We start from the raw sequence: 17,470 nt of genomic DNA on the forward strand, positions 1-17,470 counted from the left end.
CAGGCAGACAATGCCAGACGAGTCATCGAACGCAACAGACGAACCCGTCGTCCGCTCGAACGGGTGGTTCCTCATCCGGAACACCGAGGACCACACGCAGTGGCTCGCGACCGACTCGCCCGTCGAGGTCCGCAGGTAGCTCGACCGGCGTCGTTCGCGCCCACGGACGGCGCCGTATCGCCCGCTCACGCGGCGTGAGTCGTAGCCGACTAGCTCTCCGCGAAGCCCCGGAGGACGCCCGCGCCGTCGGTGCGTCCGAGCTCCGGGAGCGTCGCCCGCTCGGGATGTGGCATGAGCACCGCGACTCGCTCCGATTCGCCGACGACGCCCGCGACGTTCCCCGCCGACCCGTTCGGGTTCGCCGCGGGGGTCACCGCTCCATCCCGATCGCAGTACCGAAAGAGGATCCTCCCCTCGCGCTCGAGCGTCGCGAGCTCTCCGTCCGTGGCCTCGAACCGTCCCTCTCCGTGGGCGATCGGGAGCTCGATCACCTCCCCCTCCTCGTAGGCGCGCGTCCACGGCGTCTCCGCGTTCTCGACGCGGAGGAAGACCGGTTCGCACTGAAAGCGCGCGCTCTCGTTGACGGTGAAGGTGCCCGGGGTGAGCCCGGACTCGCAGCCGATCTGTGCGCCGTTGCAGACGCCGAGCATCGGCACCCCGTCCGAGACCGCCTCGCGGACCTCGTCCATGATCGGGGTTCGGGCGGCCATCGCGCCCGCTCTGAGGTAGTCACCGTAGGAGAAGCCGCCCGGAAGCAGGACGCCCGTCGTGTCCCCGGGGAGGCCGTCCTCGTACCAGACGAGGTCGGCGTCGATCCCGAGGTGGGCGAGCGCCTGCGCCGCGTCCCGGTCGCAGTTCGACCCGCCGAAGCGGACGATGGCGACCGTCATCTCGACCGACTGACCTCGATATCGTAGTCGTGGATCGTCGGGTTCGCGAGCAGTCGCTCGGCCATCTCCCGGGCGCGGCGCTCGGCCGCCTCCCCCGAGTCGGCCTCGAGGTCGATCTCGAAGACGTCGGCAGCGCGCAGCGCTTCGAGGTCGAACTCCAGGCGTTCGAGCGCCCGTCTGGTGGTCTCGGCCTCCGGGTCGAGCACTCCCGACTTCAGCCGGACCGTCACGGTCGCGGTGTACGCCGTCATCGGTCGACAGAGAGGGATCGGTCGACAAAGCGCTTTTGGAACCCCTCTACAGGCCGTGTGCGCGCTCGACCGCACTGTCGATATCGGGCGCGTCGAACCACTTCTCCCCGGTGTACGCGTTCGTCCCGGCGGCGTACAGCGCCGCCATCGCCCGAACGACCCCCTCGGGGAGGCTCTCGGGCTCGCGCTCACAGAGCGTCCGCCAGTCGGCGACGTCCTCGCGCTTCGCGCGGACCTTCGCGTCGTCGATCGCGGCGACCCACGCCTCCTGCTCGCGTTTGTGGTACTGCCTAATCACCTCCTTAGAGATGCCCTTTCCCCGGTAGGAGAAGCGGTTCTCGTCGAACGTTCCGACCACGTCCGCGACGCGGACCTCCCCGTCGTAGTAGAGACACTCGATCTTCCCGTCCTCGTGGACGAGCCCCGCACGGTCGGCACGCTCGGTGACCACACGGTTGACCGACCGGGCGAGCTCGGAGAGTTCGTCGATATCGGCACGCCCGGCGATCGCATCGGCCTCCTCCCGGTCGAGGTACCTGTCCGACTCCTCGTACTTCGTGGAGAACTCGACGATCGGTTCCTCCAGGTCGACCGCGTCCGCCGGCCACTCCTCGAACGAGAGGCCGTGATCGGCCGGCTCGCTCCGGCGTCTGAGGCTGGAGCCGACCGGGACGCGGTTGCGAAAGACGATCTCGAGCGGTACCAGGAAGTTCTCTCCCGCCGCCGCGTGGTACGCCTCGTAGTCGTACTCGCGGCCCTCGTGTGGGAGGTCGGGCACCTGCGTGAGGTCGATCGCCATCTCGGTCGGTGGTCCCCTCGCCCCGGCGAGCGCCCGTGCGCTCGCGCCGACGCCGCGGTAGTGTGTCGGGACGCCCTCGCTTTCGAGCCGTTCGAAGTTGAACGCGCCCATCGTACAGAGGCTCGCGCCCTTACCCGGGATCGGGTCGGGCATCGGTCCCCAGTCGAAGACGGAGTAGGCGTCGGTGAAGACGAACGCACCCCGACCCAGTTCCTCGGAGGTCGGCTCCCGGTCGACCCGGAACTCCTTGACGCTCGTCACGCGCCCGTCTCCACGAGGGGGTCGTCCCTCCGGTCGACCGATCCGCACCTCGTCTGCCAGCGGTTCATGTCCGTTCCTCCCTACCGCCGGGACAAGAAGGTTTCCGACCGCGGGCGAGGGAACTGTTATCACACGTCGCTCCGTGGAGCGACCATGGCAGAAGCCTACGTACACGTGATCGTCGACCCCGGCGCGGTCTCGCGGGCCGCCTCGGCCATCTCCGAACTGGAGTCGGCCGCCTCCGTCCACGTCGTGACCGGCGAGTACGACGTCATCGCACGGCTCGAACTGGAGGACGTGAGTGACCTCCCGACGGTCGTCGCCGAGGAGATCCACCCGATCACCGGCGTGATCGACACGGTGACGAGCCTCGCGTTCGAGCGCTGACGGGCAGACGCGGGACTTTTCGCCACCGCGACCCGGACTCTGGTATGGACGACCCTCTCGACCGGCTGGCGGACGCGATCCTCGACGGAAAGGAGACGGTCGTGCTCACCGGCGCCGGGGTGAGCACCGCCTCCGGCATCCCCGACTTCCGGGGCGAGGGCGGCATCTGGGGCCGGGAGTTCGATCCAGCCTCCTTCCACCGACGCCGCTTCGATCGCGATCCGGAGGGGTTCTGGGACGACCGCCTCAGACTCCACGAGCGTCTCTTTCCCGAGGAGGTCGCGCCGAACGCCGCGCACGAAGCGCTCGCGACCCTCGAATCGAACGGGCACCTCGACGCCGTGATCACGCAGAACACCGACGGGCTGCACGCTGCGGCCGGGTCGGGCACCGTAATCGAACTCCACGGGAACGCCGCGCGGGTCGTCTGTGAGTCCTGTGGGGATCGCTCGTCCGCCGACGAGGCCTTCGAGTGCGTCCGAGCGGGCGGGTCGCCTCCCACCTGTCCCTGTGGCGGCGTCCACAAACCCGACGTGGTGCTCTTCGGGGAGTCCCTGCCGCGGGAGGCGATCGAACGGGCACGGGGATACGCGACCGACTGCGACGTCTTCCTCGCGATCGGCTCCTCGTTGACCGTCGAACCCGCGGCCTCGCTGCCCCGGATCGCCTCGCGGAACGGCGCGTTCTGTGCGGTCGTCAACCTCGAACGGACCCCGATGAGCGGCCGGGCCGACCTCGACCTCCGGGCGGACGTCACCGAGGTGCTCCCGGCGCTCTCCGCGGGGCTCCGGTGACCGGTACCGACCGCTTTTTATCCGGGCGACGGGAACGGGCGGGCAATGGCCCGATCGGTCGTTCCCGTGGACGTTCCGCGCGAACGCTTTCGCTTCTCTCACCTCCCGGAGAGCGAGCAGTCCTTCGAGAACGCGCTCGCGAAGGCCCGGTCGGGCGAGCGGCTCGACGTCGAGGACGGGGTCGCGCTGCTCACCACGGGGACCGGGTTCGACGGGATCGACGTCGAGCGAAAGGAGGCGGTGCTCGAGGTCGCGGACACCCGACGCGCGGAGACGGTCGGCGACGAGGTCACGTTCGTCGCGAACCTGAACAACAACGTCACGACCGCCTGCGACACGGGCTGTCTCTTCTGTAACTTCAAGGACACGGCGAGCTACTTCGAGACGGACTCGGAGACGGACCACGACGGCTTCACGAAGACGCCCGCGGAGTCGCGCGAGATCGTCGAGGACGCTCTCGATCTCGGGATCTACGAGGTCTGTTCGGTCTCGGGACTGCACCCCGCGCTCTCGCTCGACGGGGAACACAGGGAGCTGCTCGCCGCTCGCGGGCCGGATCCGACGATCCACTCCAAACCGCCAGAGCGGTACGCGACCGATCCGGGGACCTACTGCGAGCAGATCGAGGCGATGAGCGTCGACGAGGTGCACGTCCACTCGATGACGCCCGAGGAGGCCGCCCACGCGAGGCGGGGCACGGAGTGGAGCTACGAGGAGGTCTTCCGACGGCTGAAACGCGCCGGGCTCGACTCCGTACCGGGGACCGCCGCGGAGATCCTCGTCGACGAGGTACGCGAGGTGATCTGTCCGACGAAGATCAGCTCGCGAGAGTGGATCGAGGCGATGGAGGCGGCCGCGGCGGTCGGCCTCGACACCACGGCGACGATCATGTACGGCCACGTCGAGAACGAACGCCACCGGGTCGTACACCTCGACCGGATCAGGGAGCTCCAGGACCGAACGGGCGCGATCACCGAGTTCGTCCCGCTCTCGTTCGTCCACGAGAACACACCACTCTACCGGCGAGGACTGGTCGACGGCGGGGCGAGCCACCACGAGGACGAACTGCTGATCTCGGTCTCCCGGCTCTACCTCGACAACGTCGAGAACGTCCAGTCGAGCTGGGTGAAGTACGGCGACAACGGTGGGCTCAGGATGCTCACCTGCGGCGCAAACGACTACATGGGGACGATCCTCTCCGAAGAGATCACGAAGCGCGCCGGCGGTGCCCACGGCGAGTTCCGCTCCTTTACCGACTACGTCGAGGCGATCACGTCGATCGGGCGAACTCCGGTCGAGCGCTCGACGGACTACCGGACGAGGCGCCGGATCGACGTGGATAGCCCGCCGTTCGGACCGACGCTCGGCCCGCGCGCCGACGGCACGCCGATGGTTCCCGATCCCCAGGTATAGATTTTAGCTACGCTCGTTGCAGGTCTATGGAGGCGAACCGATATCACCGGTCCCTGGGTGCCGGTATCGGCAGAACGGACCGAATATATATTTTTTCAGTTATTTATTGTATTGCAGGCAATCAGGATTTGTTCCTCTGTGCTGTCAGTGTCACCCGCACCGGTACGACGGTGTGATCCGTTATGACACGAGACAACGAAGCAGACGACTCGACGCGACGAACCGTGCTGAAAACGCTCGCGGCCGCCGGGGTAGCCGGCACCGGTATCGCGGGGGCGAGCGGCTCGGCTGCAGCGCAGGGCCAGCGGAGCGGGAGTTACCGTAACCGGCTTCGGTTCGAGGGTCCAGTCGTTACGGACGAAGACGGGTTTGACGACGATCAACGTGGGGAGGTCCTCGACACGTGGACGGGCGAGTTCGTTGAGGACAATCCGCTCGGTGCGGACGAGGGTGCAGATGGAACGTTCGACGGCAGGCTGGACATCACCGGTCTCGATGTAGTCGGCGAGGACGAGATCGACTTCGACGAGGAAGTCATCGATCCCGCCGACGATGATGACACGACCGGACTCTACCTGGTAGCGAGCGGTCGGCTGCAGGGTCGACTCTCGGAGAACCCCACGACCCAGATCAACGAGACCTTCGACATCGTCATCGGTCTGTTGGAGGAGGTCATCCAACTTCTGGAGGACCTCCTCGAAGGGCTCGTTGGGGATGACAACGGTCTCCTCGACCCGGAGGAAGGCGAGTGTCCGATCCTCACCCTCGATGTCGGTCCGATCTTCCTCGACCTCCTCGGACTGCAGGTCGACCTGTCGCGAATCGAACTCGACATCACGGCCGTCGCCGGCGAGGGGAACCTGCTGGGGAACCTGCTCTGTGCGGTCGCAAATCTCCTCAACTAAACGGGCGTTTGACCCCCAATCTGCTTTTTCGTGTGCATTGGACCGCCACAGAAGACCTATTCCCGATAGCGCCCCGCACTCCCACTGATGATGAACACCACCCACGGGGCCGTCGGCGCGGCGATGGCGTCCGTGGTGGTCCTCCTCTCTCCCGCCTTCGCGACGGCTGCGGCGGTCGGCGCGATCGCGGGGAGCCTCCTCCCCGACGTCGACCTCTTCGTCGGCGAGCACCGCCGGACGCTTCACTACCCCGTCCTCGGGTGGTCCGTCGCGCTCCCGGCACTCGGGTTGGCCGCGCTCGTCCCCTCCCCCGCGAGCGTTGTGATCGGGTTCTTCCTCCTCGGCCTCGCGGTGCACTCGACGATGGACGCCTTCGGCGCCGGAACCGAGGTCCGACCGTGGGAGGCGACCTCGGACCGAGGGGTCTACGCCCACGTGCCCGGGACCTGGCTCCGCGCGCGGCGGTGGGTCCGTTACGACGGCGCGCCCGAAGACCTCGCGCTCTGTGCGCTCGCCTCGCTCCCGGCCGTTCTGCTCTTCGACGGGGTGATCCGCTGGCTCGTCCTCGGCGGTCTCCTGCTCTCGGTCCCCTACACAGTGTTCAGGAAACGGATCCCGGAGATCGAAGCCCGGCTCCTGGAATGAGCGTGCCTATACCTCGGCCGAACCCGAGTGTGACGTGTGAACCACCTCGTTCCCGCGGGCGAGGGACGCTGGCATCTCCCCCGGCACGCCCAGATCGTCGTCTACGACCGTCGGGAGCGCGAACTCCTCACGGTCTACGACTGCGCCGCCACCCAGAAGCCGCCCTCCGCACAGCTGCTGGGGTACCTCGTCCGGACCGACGCCGCAGCCGAGATGGAGCGGACTCCCACGGGCTACGTCGTCAAACTTCGTGAATCGGCGGTGCTCGAGTCCCAGGGTGCAGATCACTTTCGCATCACGGGACGGTGACTCGTATGAACTGCTGTAGATCCGTACCGATCAGACCGGTAAAAAGTCACAGCAGTCCGTATCAGGCGACGAGCGTCGCCTCGCCCGCGAGCACCCGGCGGTACCGTTCACCGCCGTCGTTCTCGGTACGAATAGCCCGTTCGATCCGACCGGAGAGCCAACGGTCGTCGGTCGCCGTTCCGCCGAGTTCCTCGGGAACGAACCGGTCGTAGACCGGCAGCCGCTCGCGCAGGGGGACGCCGGCCTCGTCGGCCAGCCGTTCGAGCTTCCGCAGCGCAGGCCACCGGTACTCGGGGTTGATGTGGTCGTCGGTGATCGGCGAGACCCCGCCGAGGTCGTCGATCCCGCAGTCGAGGAGGTCCGCTACCGAGGCGAGGTTCGGCGGCGCCTGCACGGAGACCGACTCGGGGAGGACGTATCGTGCCATCGCGACCGCATCGCGGATCGTCTCGAGCTCCGGTGACCCGCCCCGCCAGCGGTCGTTCTCCACCACCGGCTGGACGATCACCTCCTGGATATGCCCGTACCGTTCGTTCAACTCTCGGATCGCGAGCAGGCTCTCGGCTCTGTCCCTCCGCCCCTCGCCGATCCCCACGAGGATCCCGGTGGTGAACGGCATCGCGAGTTCGCCCGCCGTGCGGATCGTCGCGAGGCGCTGTCCGGGGGTTTTCCTTCGTGGACCGGCGTGAGCTGCCACGTCGGCAGTCGTCTCGAGCATCACGCCCATGCTCGCGTTCACGTCGGCGACGAGCGCCATCTGCTCTCGGGTCTGGTCGCCCGGGTTCGAGTGCGGGAGTAGCCCCTCACTGAGCGCGATCTCGCACGCCTCGCGCAGATAGGAGTGGATCGAGTCGTGGCTCCACGTCGAGAGCCGTCGGTCGATCTCCTCGTACCGGTCGTCGGGGTCGTCACCGAACGTAAAGAGCGCCTCCGTACAGCCGGTCTCCGCGCCCCGGCGACAGATCTCGCGGACCTCCTCCGGTGAGAGCAGGCTCGCCTCGCCCGGTGGGTCGAAGTACGTACAGTAGGTGCAGGTGTAGCGGCAGGCGGTCGTCAGCGGGACGAAGACGTTCTTCGCGACGGTGAGGCCGTCGGCGGGTTCGACGTCCTCCGGGGTGACCGAGAGCGCACGCCGGATCGCACGCTCGGAGAGCGAGAGGTCGACGCCGTACTCTGCGGCTCCGGGGATCACGGCTCGAGGTCGTCCGTCGGGGGGCAAAAGGGTATCCACTCCGGCGTGCGGTTCCCCCATCGCAAGACCGAGGGTGGCTCTCGGTCTCCCCACGGTATGACGCAGCGCGGGGTCGGAGACGGGGTCCGCGAGACGGTCGCGAGCCTGCGCGGCGACGGTCGCGGCCGGATCCTCGTAGTGATCGCCAGCGGCTGGTTCCTCGTCCTCGGTGTTCGGCTCGTCCTCCCCGCACTCTTGCCGTCCGTCTCCGAGGCGTTCTCGCTCGACCTCGCGAGCGCCGGGCTGCTCGTCACCGTCCTCTACGCGGTCTACGCGCTCGGGCAGTTCCCGGGCGGACTGCTGGGCGATCGGATCGGCGAGCGAAACGTCCTCACGCTCGCCGCGGCGCTCGGTTTCCTCGCGGTACTCCTCCTCTCGCTCCCGGCCGCCTTTCCGGTCTTCGTCTGTGGAGTCGTTCTCTACGGTTTCGGCACTGCGCTCTACTCGCCGACCCGCCTCACGGTACTCTCGGACGTCTACGACGAAAACGACGGCGCGGCGATCGGCCTCACGCTCGGCGCCGGAAACGCCGGCAACGCGCTCTTGCCCGCGTTCGCCGGACTGCTCGCGACCTACGCGAGCTGGCGTCTCGGCTTCGGCTTCGCGATCCCGCTCTTTCTCGCGCTCGCCGTCGCGCTCTGGATGACGATCCCGGAGAGCACCTCCCCGACGCCCGACGTCGAGACGCTCTCGCGGGCGATGGTCTCGCGGATCGGTGCTACCTTCCTCCGTCGTGAGGTGCTGCTCGCGACGGCGCTCATGTTCGTCTCGAGCGTGCTCTGGCAGGCGGTGACGGGGCTCTACCCCACCTACCTCGTCGTTGAGAAGGGGCTCTCCGGGAGCGAGGCAGCGCTGCTGTTCGGGCTGCTGTTCGGTTTCGGGATGTTCTTCCAGCCGATCGCGGGCGCGGCCGGCGACCGGTTCGGCGCACGCCGGACCCTTACCGTGATATTCGTCGTCGCAATCGGCGCGCTCGCCACACTCCCGTTCGCGGAGGGCACGCTCGCGCTCGTCGCCGTGACACTCGCGCTCACATCGCTGCTCAACTTCGCCGCCATCACCTTTCCGTACGTGAACGCCGCACTCCCCTCCGACGTTCAGGGCGGGGGTCTCGGCCTCGTCCGCACGGCGTACATGACGCTCGCCTCGGTCGGGCCGGCCGCCGTCGGCGCGCTCGGCGGTGCGGGCTACTTCGACGAGGCGTTCCTCGCGCTCGCGGGCGTCGGTCTCCTGGGACTGGCGCTCACCGCGACGCTTCCACCGGCTCCCCGTCACGGCTGAGTCCGAGGTGTCCCCACCTCCCGCTGAGTTCGAATCCCGCCTCCCGGAGCCACTTTCGACCCCGCCCCTCGCCGTGGATCAACACCTCGACGAGGTCCCCGGGCTCGTCGATGTCGGTCGCGAGTCGGTGGGAGTCGACCACTCGACAGGAGATGCCGGAATCGTCGGCGATCCGGCGGTGCTTGAGAAACGAGCCGTCGTGGTAGTCGACCCGGAACTCGGGGTGACGCGAGACGAGCGCGTTCGTCCCCCCGCCGCGGCCCGGTACGAGGACGACGTCACCTTCGGCCTCGAACAGCCGGGAGAGCGTTCCGGGAGTGGCGAGCGCCAGGTCGGCCATCACGACGGCAGTACCGGGCGAGAGGGCGTCGTTCACCGCGGGGGTGAGCGAGCGCTCGTCGACCGTTACCGGGGCGTCGACGTCGATCGGTGCCGTCGCGAGCAGTTCCGGGTCGTACCCGGCTGCACGGACCGCGCCCAGCACGTCCGCGAGCATCGCTCTGGAGAAATCCCACCGCTCGTCCGGGTCGAGAACGGGGGAAAGCCTCGTACACGGCTCTCGGGCGTCGTACGGGACGACCACCCGGCCGACCTTCGCTCTCTCGGGCGCAGGCATCGGCGACGCTACTCGGGAAGCGGGGTTAAGCGGTGCGAAAACAGGTTAGAGTGTCTAGAAGAGGGGGTCGAGTTCCTCGCTTCCGTCGTCGACGAGCGCCTCGAGTTTCCCCTCGCTCTCGGCTCTGATCTCCTCGATGTTGTGCTGGGCTTCGATCGCGACCTGCTGGAGTCCCTTGATCCGAGGGACGTCGGTCACGCCCGAGAGCAAGACGACGGCGGCGACCTCCTCGGCGTCGGCGACGGGGTAATCCCCACCTCGGACCTCCATGCTCCCGGTCTGCTCCTCGGTCCACTTCCGGCCGCGTTCGATCCCCTTCCGGTTCAGGTACTCGGAGGGGCCGGCGAGCACGAGCAGGGCGCGTTCGGTCCCGCGGATCTCGCAGGGGAGCGTGAGCCGACCGAGCGCGGCCTTCCGGACGAGGCTGGTGATACGGTTGGTGGTGTGTGCGCTGTCGATCTCGGGTTCGTCGTCGCCGGTGAACCGCGAAAGTAGACCGCCGCCGGAGGCGATCGGGTCCACCGCCTCCGAGGCGTAGCCGATCGTCGAGACGCCACCGCCGGCGAGCGTGTTGATGATCTCCGAGGAGTCGACGACGCTTTCAGCGACCTCATCGCCGGCTTCGATCTCACCCGCGCCGAAGAGGATGCCGAACCGTCTGACGATCTCCTCGTTGATCGTCCCGTAGCCGCCCTCGACGGACTCGCCGGTCGAGCGCCACGAGTCGTTGTCGAAGACCATCAGGTTGTCCACCTCGCGGACGAACGTCTGGAACGAGCGGGCGGCGTTCAGCGTGTAGATGCCGCCCTCGTCCCGGCCGGGGAGCACGCCGAGGCCGTAGACCGGCTCGGTGTAGATGCGTTTGAGGTGTTTCGCGATCACCGGCGCGCCGCCGCTTCCCGTGCCGCCGCCCATCCCGGCGACGACGAGGAACGCGTCGACCTCGTGTACGGGAACGGAGTCGATCGCACCCTGCACCTCGTCGATGTCCTCCTCGGCGACGCTCGCGCCGAGTTCGTTGTCCGCGCCGACGCCGTGGCCCTTCACCCGGGACTGGCCGATCAGCACCCGGCTCTCCTGGGGGATGTGTTCGAGTCCCATCAGGTCCGCCTTCGCGGTGTTCACCGCGACCGCCGCGCGGACGACGTTGCTGTCCGTCTCCATGTCGTGTTCGAGGAACCGGTCGACGATCTTGCCGCCCGCCTGACCGAATCCAATCATCGCGAGTTTCATAAATGTCCCTTGGACGAACTCAGTGGGATCATAAATATAAACTTTTCGTCAATGTTTCTCTCGGACAGAAGAGGTGTTTACGGCCTGCGTATCAGCCGGGGCGGCCGGCGTTACGCCAGACCGAGGTACTCCTCGAACGTCGTCATCTCGTCTTCGGAGACGCCGAAGACGCCGACGTCATTGTCGGAGACCCGGTTGTCGGCCTTGAGTCCCCTGTACTGATTGGGGCCCAGTCGGAGGCCAGGAACGACCCCCATCGCGGTCATGCCGACCTTCGAGAGCGCCATCGGGAGCGGGACGATCGTGATGTCCCGCCCCTTCGACTCGAATACGAGTTCGGTCATTTCGCGCAGGCTGTACACCTTCGGGCCGCCGAGTTCGTACGTCTCGTTCGCGTGTTCGTCTCCCTCGACGCCGTCGGCGAGCATCGGCGCGAGGTCCCCGACGTAGATGAGCTGGAAGTACGTCCGCTCGCCGCCGCCGGGCAGCGGATAGAGGGGACCGACCGGGGCGAACATCTGCTTCAGCTTCGTCGTGAACCCGACGATTTCGTCGCCGTCACCGAAGACGATCGACGGACGGTAGATGACGTACTCGAGGTCGGACTCGCGGACGATCTCCTCGGCGCGGGCCTTCGCACGGTGGTACGACGTCAGGTCCTCGTCGCCCGTTATGAGACCGCTCTGCTGGACGAACCGGTCGACGCCGGCGTCCTCACAGAGGCGGACGAGGTTCTCGGTTCCCTGGCGGTGGATCCGGTCGTACATCTCGTTACCGCCCTCCGGCTCCCACAGCGGCGACGGCGACACGAGGTTCACGACGACGTCCTGCCCGTCGATCGGTCCCTCGAGCGAGTCGGGATCGGTGACGTCGCCTTCGACCGTCTCGACTGCCTGGGAGACCGCGGACGGGTCCGGCGAGCGCGAGAGCGCCGTCACGCTGTGCCCGCGTTCTGCCAGTTCGTCGCACAGGTAGCTCCCGATGAACCCCGTCCCACCGGTCACGAGTACGTTCATATCTCCTCCCAGGGGCGCCGCGGGTGTAAAGATACTGAAACTGGTAGCCGGTGGCTCGATCTGACCGTCTACGACCTCCCCCATACGGGTGGCTTCAGGACGCTTATGCCCGCGGCTCGCGGACGAGGCCGTATGTTGCTCACCCTCGAAGGCATCGACGGGAGCGGGAAGACGACCGTCTGGGAGGCGCTCGGTCGGACCTACCCCGACGCCGTCTTCACCCGCGAACCGACCGGGAGCTGGTACGGCGAGGTCGTCTCGCGGTCGATCGCCGAGGAGGACGCGGACCCGATCGCCGAACTCTTCCTCTTCACCGCCGATCACGCGGACCACCTCTCCCGGGTGATCCGACCAGCGCTCGAGGAGGGAAAGCTGGTGATCTCCGCCCGCTATTCCGACTCCAGGTACGCCTACCAGGGGGCGTCGCTCGCCGACCTGATCGACCGGCCGCTCGAGTACGTCCGTGGGGTACACTCCCCCTGGACGCGCCCGCCGGATCACACGATCTACCTCGACGTCGATCCGGAGACGGGTGCTGCACGGAGCGGTGCGACGAACAAGTTAGAGCAGGTAGAGTACCTGCGGGCCGTGCGCGAGAACTACGAACGGCTGCTCGCCGCGGAGCCCGGACGGTTCACCCGGATCGACGCGACCCGCTCGCCGGAAGAAGTGATCGACGGCGTCGAAAGGGTGCTCGACCGGGTCGTCTAGCCCCGCTCCCTGCGGGCGAGTTCGACCTCCTCGGGGTGGGGCATCCAGAAGAGGTCGACGGCGAACCCGAGGGTGATCGGCAGGACGATCGCGACGAGCAACAGCGTGTTCGGCTCCATCCGGCCCGGGATCGCCTGACCCAGGACGAGCAGCGAGAGGAAGAGCGCGACGGGGATGAGAAACAGCGAGAAGACGGCCGCGCCCCCCCGGGTGTCGAGACGGAGCCGGAAGAAGCGCGTCATCACCGTCGCCACCACCGTGTGCAGCGTGACGACGACGAGCAGGCCGACGATCGTCCCGATCGTGATCATAGCTCGAGTAGGGACTCGGTGGTCTTTTCGGTGTCGAAAACGGCCTACTCCAGCGAGATGTACGTCTTCGTGTCCGCGACGCCCTCGAGCGCCTGGATCGACGACGACGACGCCTGGAGAACGTCGTAGACCTCCTCGGCGTCGACCTCCGCGATCACGTCGAACTCGCCGGCGACGATATGCGCCTCGGAGACGTTCGTGACGTCCCTGACCTGGTCGACGACCGCCTCCGACTTCCCCGCCGCCGTCTTCACCATGACGAACGCGTGTACCATCCCCTTGCGATAGCATACCACGGAAGAAAGCCTTTCGGGTCACGCCCGGTCGTGCCGACGGGAGCGGGTTTACTACCTCGTGGTCCCGAGAGCTCACGTGGTCGACGTCCTCCCCGTGATCGCAGCGATCCTGCTGCTGGGGATCGGCGCGCAGTTGCTCGCGCGCCGGCTCCGGGTGCCGAGCGTGCTCTTTCTGATCGCCGTCAGCGTCGCGCTCGGACCCGAGGCGCTGGGCGTCGTCACCTTCGAGACGTTCGGCGACGGCCTCCGGGTGATCGTCGGGCTGAGCGTGGCGATCATCGTCTTCGACGGCGCGTTCGACCTGCGGATCGACCGGTTACGGGAGGCCTCACGGACGACGATCCGGCTCTCGACGATCGGGGCGGCACTCACCTTCCTCGGGACCGCCGGCGCGGTCCGGCTCTTCCTCGACGCCTCGTGGCCGCTCTCGCTCCTCGTCGGGGCGCTGCTCGTCGCGACGGGACCGACGGTAATCACGCCGATCCTGGAGGTCGTGCGGGTGCGAGAGCACGTCGCGGCGGCCCTCGAGAGCGAGGGGATCGTGAACGACGTCACGGCGGCGATCGCCGCCGTCGTGATCTACGAGACGCTCGTCGTCGGCGAGGGTGGCGCGCTGGACACGCTCGGCGGCTTCTCGCTCCGGTTCGCCCTCGGCGTCGGCGTCGGCCTGGTCGTCGCCGGGACGGTCTACGTCCTGCTGACCCACGAGATCGCTCCGGGGAGCACACCACAGGTCGCTCGTTTTCTCACGCTCTCGGCCGCGATCGGTTCGTTCGCGATCGCGGACCTGCTCGCCGCCGAGGCGGGCATCGCTGCCGCCGCGACCGCGGGAGTCGTCCTCGGTAACCTCGACCTCCCACACAGGGAGACGATGGAAACGTTCGGCCGCGACCTCACGCTAGTGGTGCTCTCGTTCGTCTTCATCTCGCTGGCGGCGCTGATCGACGTCGAGGCGATCCTCACGCTCGGTCTCGGCGGGGTCGGCGTGGTGCTCGCGGTCGTGCTCGTGATCCGTCCGATCGTCATGTTCCTCTGTGCCCGCGACCGGCGGTTCACCGACAACGAGCGGCTCTTCCTCGCCGCGGTCGGTCCCAGGGGGATCGTCCCGGCGAGCGTCGCGACGCTGTTCGCGATCGAGCTCGCGGTCGACGGCGATCCGACCGCGGCGGGAACGCTCGTCGGCACGGTCTTTCTCATCATCTTCGTCACCGTCGTCCTCGAGGCCGGACTCGCCAGACAGATCGCCGACGCCCTCTCAGTCACACCCATGCGAACCATCATCGTCGGCGGCGGCCGGGTCGGCCGGGCGCTCGCCACACGGCTCGAACGGCGCGGGGAGTTCGTCGTCGTCGTCGATCGGGACGACGACGCGACCGGCGAGGCTCGCGAGGCGGGCTTTACGGTCCACACCGGCGACGGCACCGATCCGTCGGTACTGAACGCTGCCGGCGCGCCGGAGGCGAAGATCCTCGTCGCTGCGACCAGCACCGACGACTCGAACCTGCTGATCTCCCAACTCGCACGGACCACCTTCGGGGTCGAACGGGTGTTCGCCCGGGTGAACGATCCCGAGAACGCCCCCGCCTTCGACACGCTCGGCGTGACGGCGATCGACGCCTCGATGGCGACCGCACGCGTCATCGACAACGAGATCGAGCGGCCGGCGCTCACCCACTGGATGGCCGAACTCGGTGAGGGCCACGACGTCCAGGAGATCGAGATCACCGCCGACGACCTCGTCGGACGGACGATCCGCGAGGTGAACGCCGAGATCCCGGACGGCTGTATCGTCGCCGTCATCGGTCGAGAGGGCGACACACACGTCCCCAGGGCCGACGAGCGCCTCGTACGCGGGGACCACGTCACGTTCGTCGGCGAGGCGGCCGCCGTCGACGAGGCGGCCGCCCGGTTCCACCCTCACGACTGAATCCGTTACCGGCTGGGGTACAGTTAATGTCCCCCACGGTATATGGCAGAACATGCGGTTTGTTATCATTGGAGCGGGCAGAGTCGGGTCGCGGACCGCGCGGGTGCTCACCCGGGAGGGCCACGAGGTGACGCTCGTCGAGGCCGACGAGTCGGTGGCCGACCGCGCTCGAAAAGAGGGCTACGAGGTGATCGTCGGCGACGGCGCTCGCGAGTCGGTCCTCGAGGAGGCGGGCATCGCGGATGCCGACGCGTTCGGCGCGCTCACGAGCGACCTGAACGCCAACTTCGCCGCTTGTATGATCGCGAAACACCACGGCTGTCGCACAGTACTGCGAATCGACGCCGACTATCGCGAGGGCATCTACAGGAAGTACGCCGAGGAGGTCGACGAGATCATCTACCCCGAGCGCCTCGGCGCGCTCGGCGCGAAGAACGCGCTGCTCGGCGGGAACATCCGCGCGATCGCCGACATCGCCCAGAACCTCCAGGTGGTCGAACTCACCGTCCAGGACGGCTCTCCAATGCGCGGGTACACGATCAGCGAGCTCGAACTCCCGGCGGACGCGACGCTGCTCGCGTTCGGCAAGGAGGGCGAGCCGCTCGCGATTCCCTCGCCGGACGAGTCGCTCGAGGCGGGCGACCGGCTGGCGGTGCTCGCGGACTTCGACGTACTCGGCGACGTGCGACAGCTGATCGTCGGCGAGGCGGCCGCCCCTGCCGTGGGAGGGGCGTAGAATGTCCGTCGTCGCCTACATCATGGTGAAGGCCAACACGGGCGAGGCCGACCGGCTCAGGGACGACGTCCTCTCCCTCGACGGCGTCGACGACGCCCACATCGTCGCCGGCGACGTCGACATCATCGCGAAGATCACCGTCGACTCGCCCGCCCACGTGAAGGAGATCGCCGCCGATGGCATCCAGGGCATCTCCGGCGTCGAGGACACCCAGACCTACATCGCGATGGACTGATACGGACTGCTGTAACCGTCTACCGCTCGGACCGTACCTACTTCTCGCTCCCAGCGATACGGACGCACAGCGGTTCGTACGATCCTCCGGCTTACCGCTCGACGCCCCCGCCGCCGCCGTAGGTCTGCTGTGCCCGCCCGAGCAGCGACGCGGCGGGTTCGCCGTACTCGTAGCCCGGAACGATCCCCTCGACCCAGGTCCCCTCGACGTACTCGACGAGCGCCTTCGCCTCCTCCGGGCCGCGTTCTGCGGACTCCTCGAACGCGAAGGCCACCCTGACCTCCTCGCCGTCGCGTTCGACCTCCGGATCGAGCGCCTCCAGCCGCCTCGTCGCCTGGTGGGCGTCTGCCAGCCGGAGTTCGAACGTCTCGAGCCAGCCCTCCTCGATCACGTCGGGAACCGATTCCCCTTCGACGACCGCGTCGAGCGTCGGGACCTGGACCTCAACGCCGAACCCGGTCGCCCCCTCGCCCTCGCTCGCGGTGACGCGTCCCTCGAACGGCGTCGTCGTCACCCGATGCTCCGCACCCACTCGTTCGAACGCATCGTGGTCGTCCATCGCGTTCCGCGCTCGCTCGGCACCCGTCTCTCGCATACGGGACGGGACGGGCGCGAACGTGATGGCGGTTGCGCTCTCGTCTGCCCAGCGGTACCGATTCTCGCAGTAGAGTTATTACCCCGGCCCGTATTGCCAGCGAGTGCACATGCCGACCATCGGATTTACCGACACGAATCGACGGTAGGTCCACGCCGTATCGCGGTTTACTTCTAACCCGACGGCCGGACCGATGCGTCGATCCGACGCACCGCCCCGGCCGTCAGTTCTCCGAACTGACACGGTAGCGTCCGCCTCGCGGCCGGGAGACGAACGCACCCCGATCCGTAGCGGTAGCGCTGCGGCTCACGTCACACAGATGTATCCAGACACGATCCGAACGAGGTATCGACACCCGACCCCCGGCCCGAGCGGCCCGCCGACCGGGCGGGAACGAGCGGTAGCTGTCGCGCTCGTCGCCGTGGCGGTCGCGTACGTCGTCTCCCACCCCACGGTCGCACTGGCGGCAGCGACCGTGCTCGTCGTGGCGGCGGTCGTCCCGGTCGCGACGTTCGTCGCCGTCGTGGCCGTCCTGCGGCTGGTTGCGGCCATGAAGCGCCACGACCGCCCGAGGCCGGTTCGTCGCGCCCGCACGGTCGCGACCACGATCGTCGACCGCTTCGCGTGA

The 17,470-nt window shown here is 67.8% G+C and carries 23 protein-coding genes; 13 read left to right on the plus strand and 10 right to left on the minus strand.

The window, feature by feature from the left end; genetic code table 11:
* The first annotated feature begins 10 nt into the window (after nucleotides 1-10).
* Nucleotides 11-139 carry a hypothetical protein gene (locus tag V2L32_RS02930; RefSeq protein WP_331234958.1) on the plus strand — a complete coding sequence of 43 codons (129 nt, stop codon included), beginning with the start codon at nucleotides 11-13 and terminating at the stop codon, nucleotides 137-139.
* A 70-nt stretch (nucleotides 140-209) separates the two neighbouring features.
* Here V2L32_RS02930 and purQ read toward each other — a convergent pair whose 3' ends face one another.
* The 3 genes from purQ to V2L32_RS02945 are packed head-to-tail and all read right to left on the minus strand — an operon-like array spanning nucleotide 210 to nucleotide 2,201.
* Nucleotides 210-890, minus strand: coding sequence for a phosphoribosylformylglycinamidine synthase I (purQ, locus tag V2L32_RS02935; protein WP_331234959.1), 681 nt, complete (start codon nucleotides 888-890; stop codon nucleotides 210-212).
* Complete coding sequence (gene purS / locus V2L32_RS02940; protein ID WP_331234961.1) at nucleotides 887-1,141, minus strand: phosphoribosylformylglycinamidine synthase subunit PurS; 255 nt, start codon at nucleotides 1,139-1,141, stop codon at nucleotides 887-889. The genes purQ and purS overlap by 4 nt, the downstream gene beginning before the upstream one ends.
* 46 nt (nucleotides 1,142-1,187) lie before the next feature.
* Entirely contained in the window at nucleotides 1,188-2,201 is a 1,014-nt protein-coding gene (locus V2L32_RS02945) for a phosphoribosylaminoimidazolesuccinocarboxamide synthase (RefSeq protein ID WP_331234962.1), read from the minus strand.
* Between the two features lie 153 nt (nucleotides 2,202-2,354).
* Between V2L32_RS02945 and V2L32_RS02950 the strand changes: the two genes are divergently transcribed.
* The 6 genes from V2L32_RS02950 to V2L32_RS02975 all read left to right on the plus strand — a co-directional run bounded on the left by V2L32_RS02950 (nucleotide 2,355) and on the right by V2L32_RS02975 (nucleotide 6,654).
* Entirely contained in the window at nucleotides 2,355-2,588 is a 234-nt protein-coding gene (locus tag V2L32_RS02950) for an Lrp/AsnC family transcriptional regulator (RefSeq protein WP_331234963.1), read from the plus strand.
* Between the two features lie 44 nt (nucleotides 2,589-2,632).
* Nucleotides 2,633-3,382, plus strand: coding sequence for an NAD-dependent deacylase (locus V2L32_RS02955; RefSeq protein ID WP_331234964.1), 750 nt, complete (start codon nucleotides 2,633-2,635; stop codon nucleotides 3,380-3,382).
* A 45-nt stretch (nucleotides 3,383-3,427) separates the two neighbouring features.
* Nucleotides 3,428-4,795, plus strand: a complete 1,368-nt coding sequence (gene cofH / locus V2L32_RS02960; RefSeq protein ID WP_331234965.1) for a 7,8-didemethyl-8-hydroxy-5-deazariboflavin synthase subunit CofH — start codon at nucleotides 3,428-3,430, stop codon at nucleotides 4,793-4,795.
* 182 nt (nucleotides 4,796-4,977) lie between these two features.
* Nucleotides 4,978-5,700, plus strand: coding sequence for a hypothetical protein (locus tag V2L32_RS02965; protein WP_331234966.1), 723 nt, complete (start codon nucleotides 4,978-4,980; stop codon nucleotides 5,698-5,700).
* 90 nt (nucleotides 5,701-5,790) lie between these two features.
* Nucleotides 5,791-6,345: a metal-dependent hydrolase gene (locus V2L32_RS02970; RefSeq protein ID WP_331234967.1), complete on the plus strand. Its 555-nt coding sequence runs from the start codon at nucleotides 5,791-5,793 to the stop codon at nucleotides 6,343-6,345.
* A gap of 36 nt (nucleotides 6,346-6,381) precedes the next feature.
* Nucleotides 6,382-6,654 (plus strand): hypothetical protein, encoded by a 273-nt coding sequence (locus tag V2L32_RS02975; RefSeq protein WP_331234968.1) that lies wholly within the window; start codon nucleotides 6,382-6,384, stop codon nucleotides 6,652-6,654.
* A gap of 61 nt (nucleotides 6,655-6,715) precedes the next feature.
* Here the strand turns inward: V2L32_RS02975 and cofG are convergent, their stop codons facing one another.
* Nucleotides 6,716-7,846 carry a 7,8-didemethyl-8-hydroxy-5-deazariboflavin synthase subunit CofG gene (gene cofG, locus V2L32_RS02980; protein ID WP_331234969.1) on the minus strand — a complete coding sequence of 377 codons (1,131 nt, stop codon included), beginning with the start codon at nucleotides 7,844-7,846 and terminating at the stop codon, nucleotides 6,716-6,718.
* Between the two features lie 96 nt (nucleotides 7,847-7,942).
* Here cofG and V2L32_RS02985 point away from each other — a divergent pair, with 96 nt between their 5' ends.
* Nucleotides 7,943-9,166, plus strand: coding sequence for an MFS transporter (locus tag V2L32_RS02985; RefSeq protein ID WP_331234970.1), 1,224 nt, complete (start codon nucleotides 7,943-7,945; stop codon nucleotides 9,164-9,166).
* Here V2L32_RS02985 and cofC read toward each other — a convergent pair.
* The 3 genes from cofC to V2L32_RS03000 all read right to left on the minus strand — a co-directional run bounded on the left by cofC (nucleotide 9,129) and on the right by V2L32_RS03000 (nucleotide 12,031).
* Complete coding sequence (cofC, locus tag V2L32_RS02990; protein ID WP_331234971.1) at nucleotides 9,129-9,782, minus strand: 2-phospho-L-lactate guanylyltransferase; 654 nt, start codon at nucleotides 9,780-9,782, stop codon at nucleotides 9,129-9,131. The genes V2L32_RS02985 and cofC overlap by 38 nt on opposite strands.
* 54 nt (nucleotides 9,783-9,836) lie before the next feature.
* Entirely contained in the window at nucleotides 9,837-11,015 is a 1,179-nt protein-coding gene (locus tag V2L32_RS02995; protein ID WP_331234972.1) for a tubulin/FtsZ family protein, read from the minus strand.
* Between the two features lie 110 nt (nucleotides 11,016-11,125).
* Nucleotides 11,126-12,031 (minus strand): complex I NDUFA9 subunit family protein, encoded by a 906-nt coding sequence (locus V2L32_RS03000; RefSeq protein WP_331234974.1) that lies wholly within the window; start codon nucleotides 12,029-12,031, stop codon nucleotides 11,126-11,128.
* Nucleotides 12,032-12,163: 132 nt separating this feature from the next.
* Here V2L32_RS03000 and tmk point away from each other — a divergent pair, with 132 nt between their 5' ends.
* Nucleotides 12,164-12,742, plus strand: coding sequence for a dTMP kinase (gene tmk / locus V2L32_RS03005; protein WP_331234975.1), 579 nt, complete (start codon nucleotides 12,164-12,166; stop codon nucleotides 12,740-12,742).
* Here the strand turns inward: tmk and V2L32_RS03010 are convergent.
* Entirely contained in the window at nucleotides 12,739-13,053 is a 315-nt protein-coding gene (locus tag V2L32_RS03010) for a hypothetical protein (RefSeq protein WP_331234977.1), read from the minus strand. The genes tmk and V2L32_RS03010 overlap by 4 nt on opposite strands.
* Before the next feature lie 44 nt (nucleotides 13,054-13,097).
* Nucleotides 13,098-13,328: an Lrp/AsnC family transcriptional regulator gene (locus V2L32_RS03015; RefSeq protein WP_331234979.1), complete on the minus strand. Its 231-nt coding sequence runs from the start codon at nucleotides 13,326-13,328 to the stop codon at nucleotides 13,098-13,100.
* Between the two features lie 115 nt (nucleotides 13,329-13,443).
* Here V2L32_RS03015 and V2L32_RS03020 point away from each other — a divergent pair, with 115 nt between their 5' ends.
* From V2L32_RS03020 to V2L32_RS03030, 3 genes are read left to right on the plus strand one after another with little or no spacing between them, the layout of a single operon-like run.
* A complete protein-coding gene (locus V2L32_RS03020; RefSeq protein WP_409348422.1) occupies nucleotides 13,444-15,276 on the plus strand; it encodes a cation:proton antiporter in 1,833 nt (610 codons plus the stop codon).
* 52 nt (nucleotides 15,277-15,328) lie between these two features.
* On the plus strand, nucleotides 15,329-16,012 hold the full coding sequence (locus V2L32_RS03025; protein ID WP_331234981.1) for a potassium channel family protein: 684 nt from the start codon (nucleotides 15,329-15,331) through the stop codon (nucleotides 16,010-16,012).
* Between the two features lies 1 nt (nucleotide 16,013).
* Nucleotides 16,014-16,247 carry an Lrp/AsnC family transcriptional regulator gene (locus tag V2L32_RS03030; protein ID WP_331234982.1) on the plus strand — a complete coding sequence of 78 codons (234 nt, stop codon included), beginning with the start codon at nucleotides 16,014-16,016 and terminating at the stop codon, nucleotides 16,245-16,247.
* Nucleotides 16,248-16,338: 91 nt separating this feature from the next.
* On the opposite strand, the gene V2L32_RS03035 is transcribed toward V2L32_RS03030, so the two are convergent.
* Nucleotides 16,339-16,842 carry a DUF5813 family protein gene (locus tag V2L32_RS03035; RefSeq protein ID WP_331234983.1) on the minus strand — a complete coding sequence of 168 codons (504 nt, stop codon included), beginning with the start codon at nucleotides 16,840-16,842 and terminating at the stop codon, nucleotides 16,339-16,341.
* 319 nt (nucleotides 16,843-17,161) lie between these two features.
* Here V2L32_RS03035 and V2L32_RS03040 point away from each other — a divergent pair, with 319 nt between their 5' ends.
* Nucleotides 17,162-17,470: a hypothetical protein gene (locus V2L32_RS03040; RefSeq protein ID WP_331234984.1), complete on the plus strand. Its 309-nt coding sequence runs from the start codon at nucleotides 17,162-17,164 to the stop codon at nucleotides 17,468-17,470.

Origin of the sequence: Halalkalicoccus sp. CGA53 (assembly GCF_036429475.1) — an archaeon.
GTDB lineage: Archaea > Halobacteriota > Halobacteria > Halobacteriales > Halalkalicoccaceae > Natronorarus > Natronorarus salvus.

What these genes read in the sequence shown, in the direction of transcription:
- V2L32_RS03015 (WP_331234979.1), bottom strand. Translation starts at nt 13,328, where the DNA reads ATGGTACACGCGTTCGTCATGGTGAAGACGGCGGCGGGGAAGTCGGAG.
- V2L32_RS03025 (WP_331234981.1), top strand. Translation starts at nt 15,329, where the DNA reads ATGCGGTTTGTTATCATTGGAGCGGGCAGAGTCGGGTCGCGGACCGCG.
- purS (WP_331234961.1), bottom strand. Translation starts at nt 1,141, where the DNA reads ATGACGGCGTACACCGCGACCGTGACGGTCCGGCTGAAGTCGGGAGTG.
- V2L32_RS03010 (WP_331234977.1), bottom strand. Translation starts at nt 13,053, where the DNA reads ATGATCACGATCGGGACGATCGTCGGCCTGCTCGTCGTCGTCACGCTG.
- V2L32_RS02995 (WP_331234972.1), bottom strand. Translation starts at nt 11,015, where the DNA reads ATGAAACTCGCGATGATTGGATTCGGTCAGGCGGGCGGCAAGATCGTC.
- purQ (WP_331234959.1), bottom strand. Translation starts at nt 890, where the DNA reads ATGACGGTCGCCATCGTCCGCTTCGGCGGGTCGAACTGCGACCGGGAC.
- V2L32_RS02965 (WP_331234966.1), top strand. Translation starts at nt 4,978, where the DNA reads ATGACACGAGACAACGAAGCAGACGACTCGACGCGACGAACCGTGCTG.
- V2L32_RS03000 (WP_331234974.1), bottom strand. Translation starts at nt 12,031, where the DNA reads ATGAACGTACTCGTGACCGGTGGGACGGGGTTCATCGGGAGCTACCTG.
- V2L32_RS02955 (WP_331234964.1), top strand. Translation starts at nt 2,633, where the DNA reads ATGGACGACCCTCTCGACCGGCTGGCGGACGCGATCCTCGACGGAAAG.
- tmk (WP_331234975.1), top strand. Translation starts at nt 12,164, where the DNA reads ATGTTGCTCACCCTCGAAGGCATCGACGGGAGCGGGAAGACGACCGTC.
- V2L32_RS03035 (WP_331234983.1), bottom strand. Translation starts at nt 16,842, where the DNA reads ATGCGAGAGACGGGTGCCGAGCGAGCGCGGAACGCGATGGACGACCAC.
- cofH (WP_331234965.1), top strand. Translation starts at nt 3,428, where the DNA reads ATGGCCCGATCGGTCGTTCCCGTGGACGTTCCGCGCGAACGCTTTCGC.
- V2L32_RS02985 (WP_331234970.1), top strand. Translation starts at nt 7,943, where the DNA reads ATGACGCAGCGCGGGGTCGGAGACGGGGTCCGCGAGACGGTCGCGAGC.
- V2L32_RS03040 (WP_331234984.1), top strand. Translation starts at nt 17,162, where the DNA reads ATGTATCCAGACACGATCCGAACGAGGTATCGACACCCGACCCCCGGC.
- V2L32_RS02930 (WP_331234958.1), top strand. Translation starts at nt 11, where the DNA reads ATGCCAGACGAGTCATCGAACGCAACAGACGAACCCGTCGTCCGCTCG.
- V2L32_RS03030 (WP_331234982.1), top strand. Translation starts at nt 16,014, where the DNA reads ATGTCCGTCGTCGCCTACATCATGGTGAAGGCCAACACGGGCGAGGCC.
- V2L32_RS02950 (WP_331234963.1), top strand. Translation starts at nt 2,355, where the DNA reads ATGGCAGAAGCCTACGTACACGTGATCGTCGACCCCGGCGCGGTCTCG.
- cofC (WP_331234971.1), bottom strand. Translation starts at nt 9,782, where the DNA reads ATGCCTGCGCCCGAGAGAGCGAAGGTCGGCCGGGTGGTCGTCCCGTAC.
- V2L32_RS02970 (WP_331234967.1), top strand. Translation starts at nt 5,791, where the DNA reads ATGAACACCACCCACGGGGCCGTCGGCGCGGCGATGGCGTCCGTGGTG.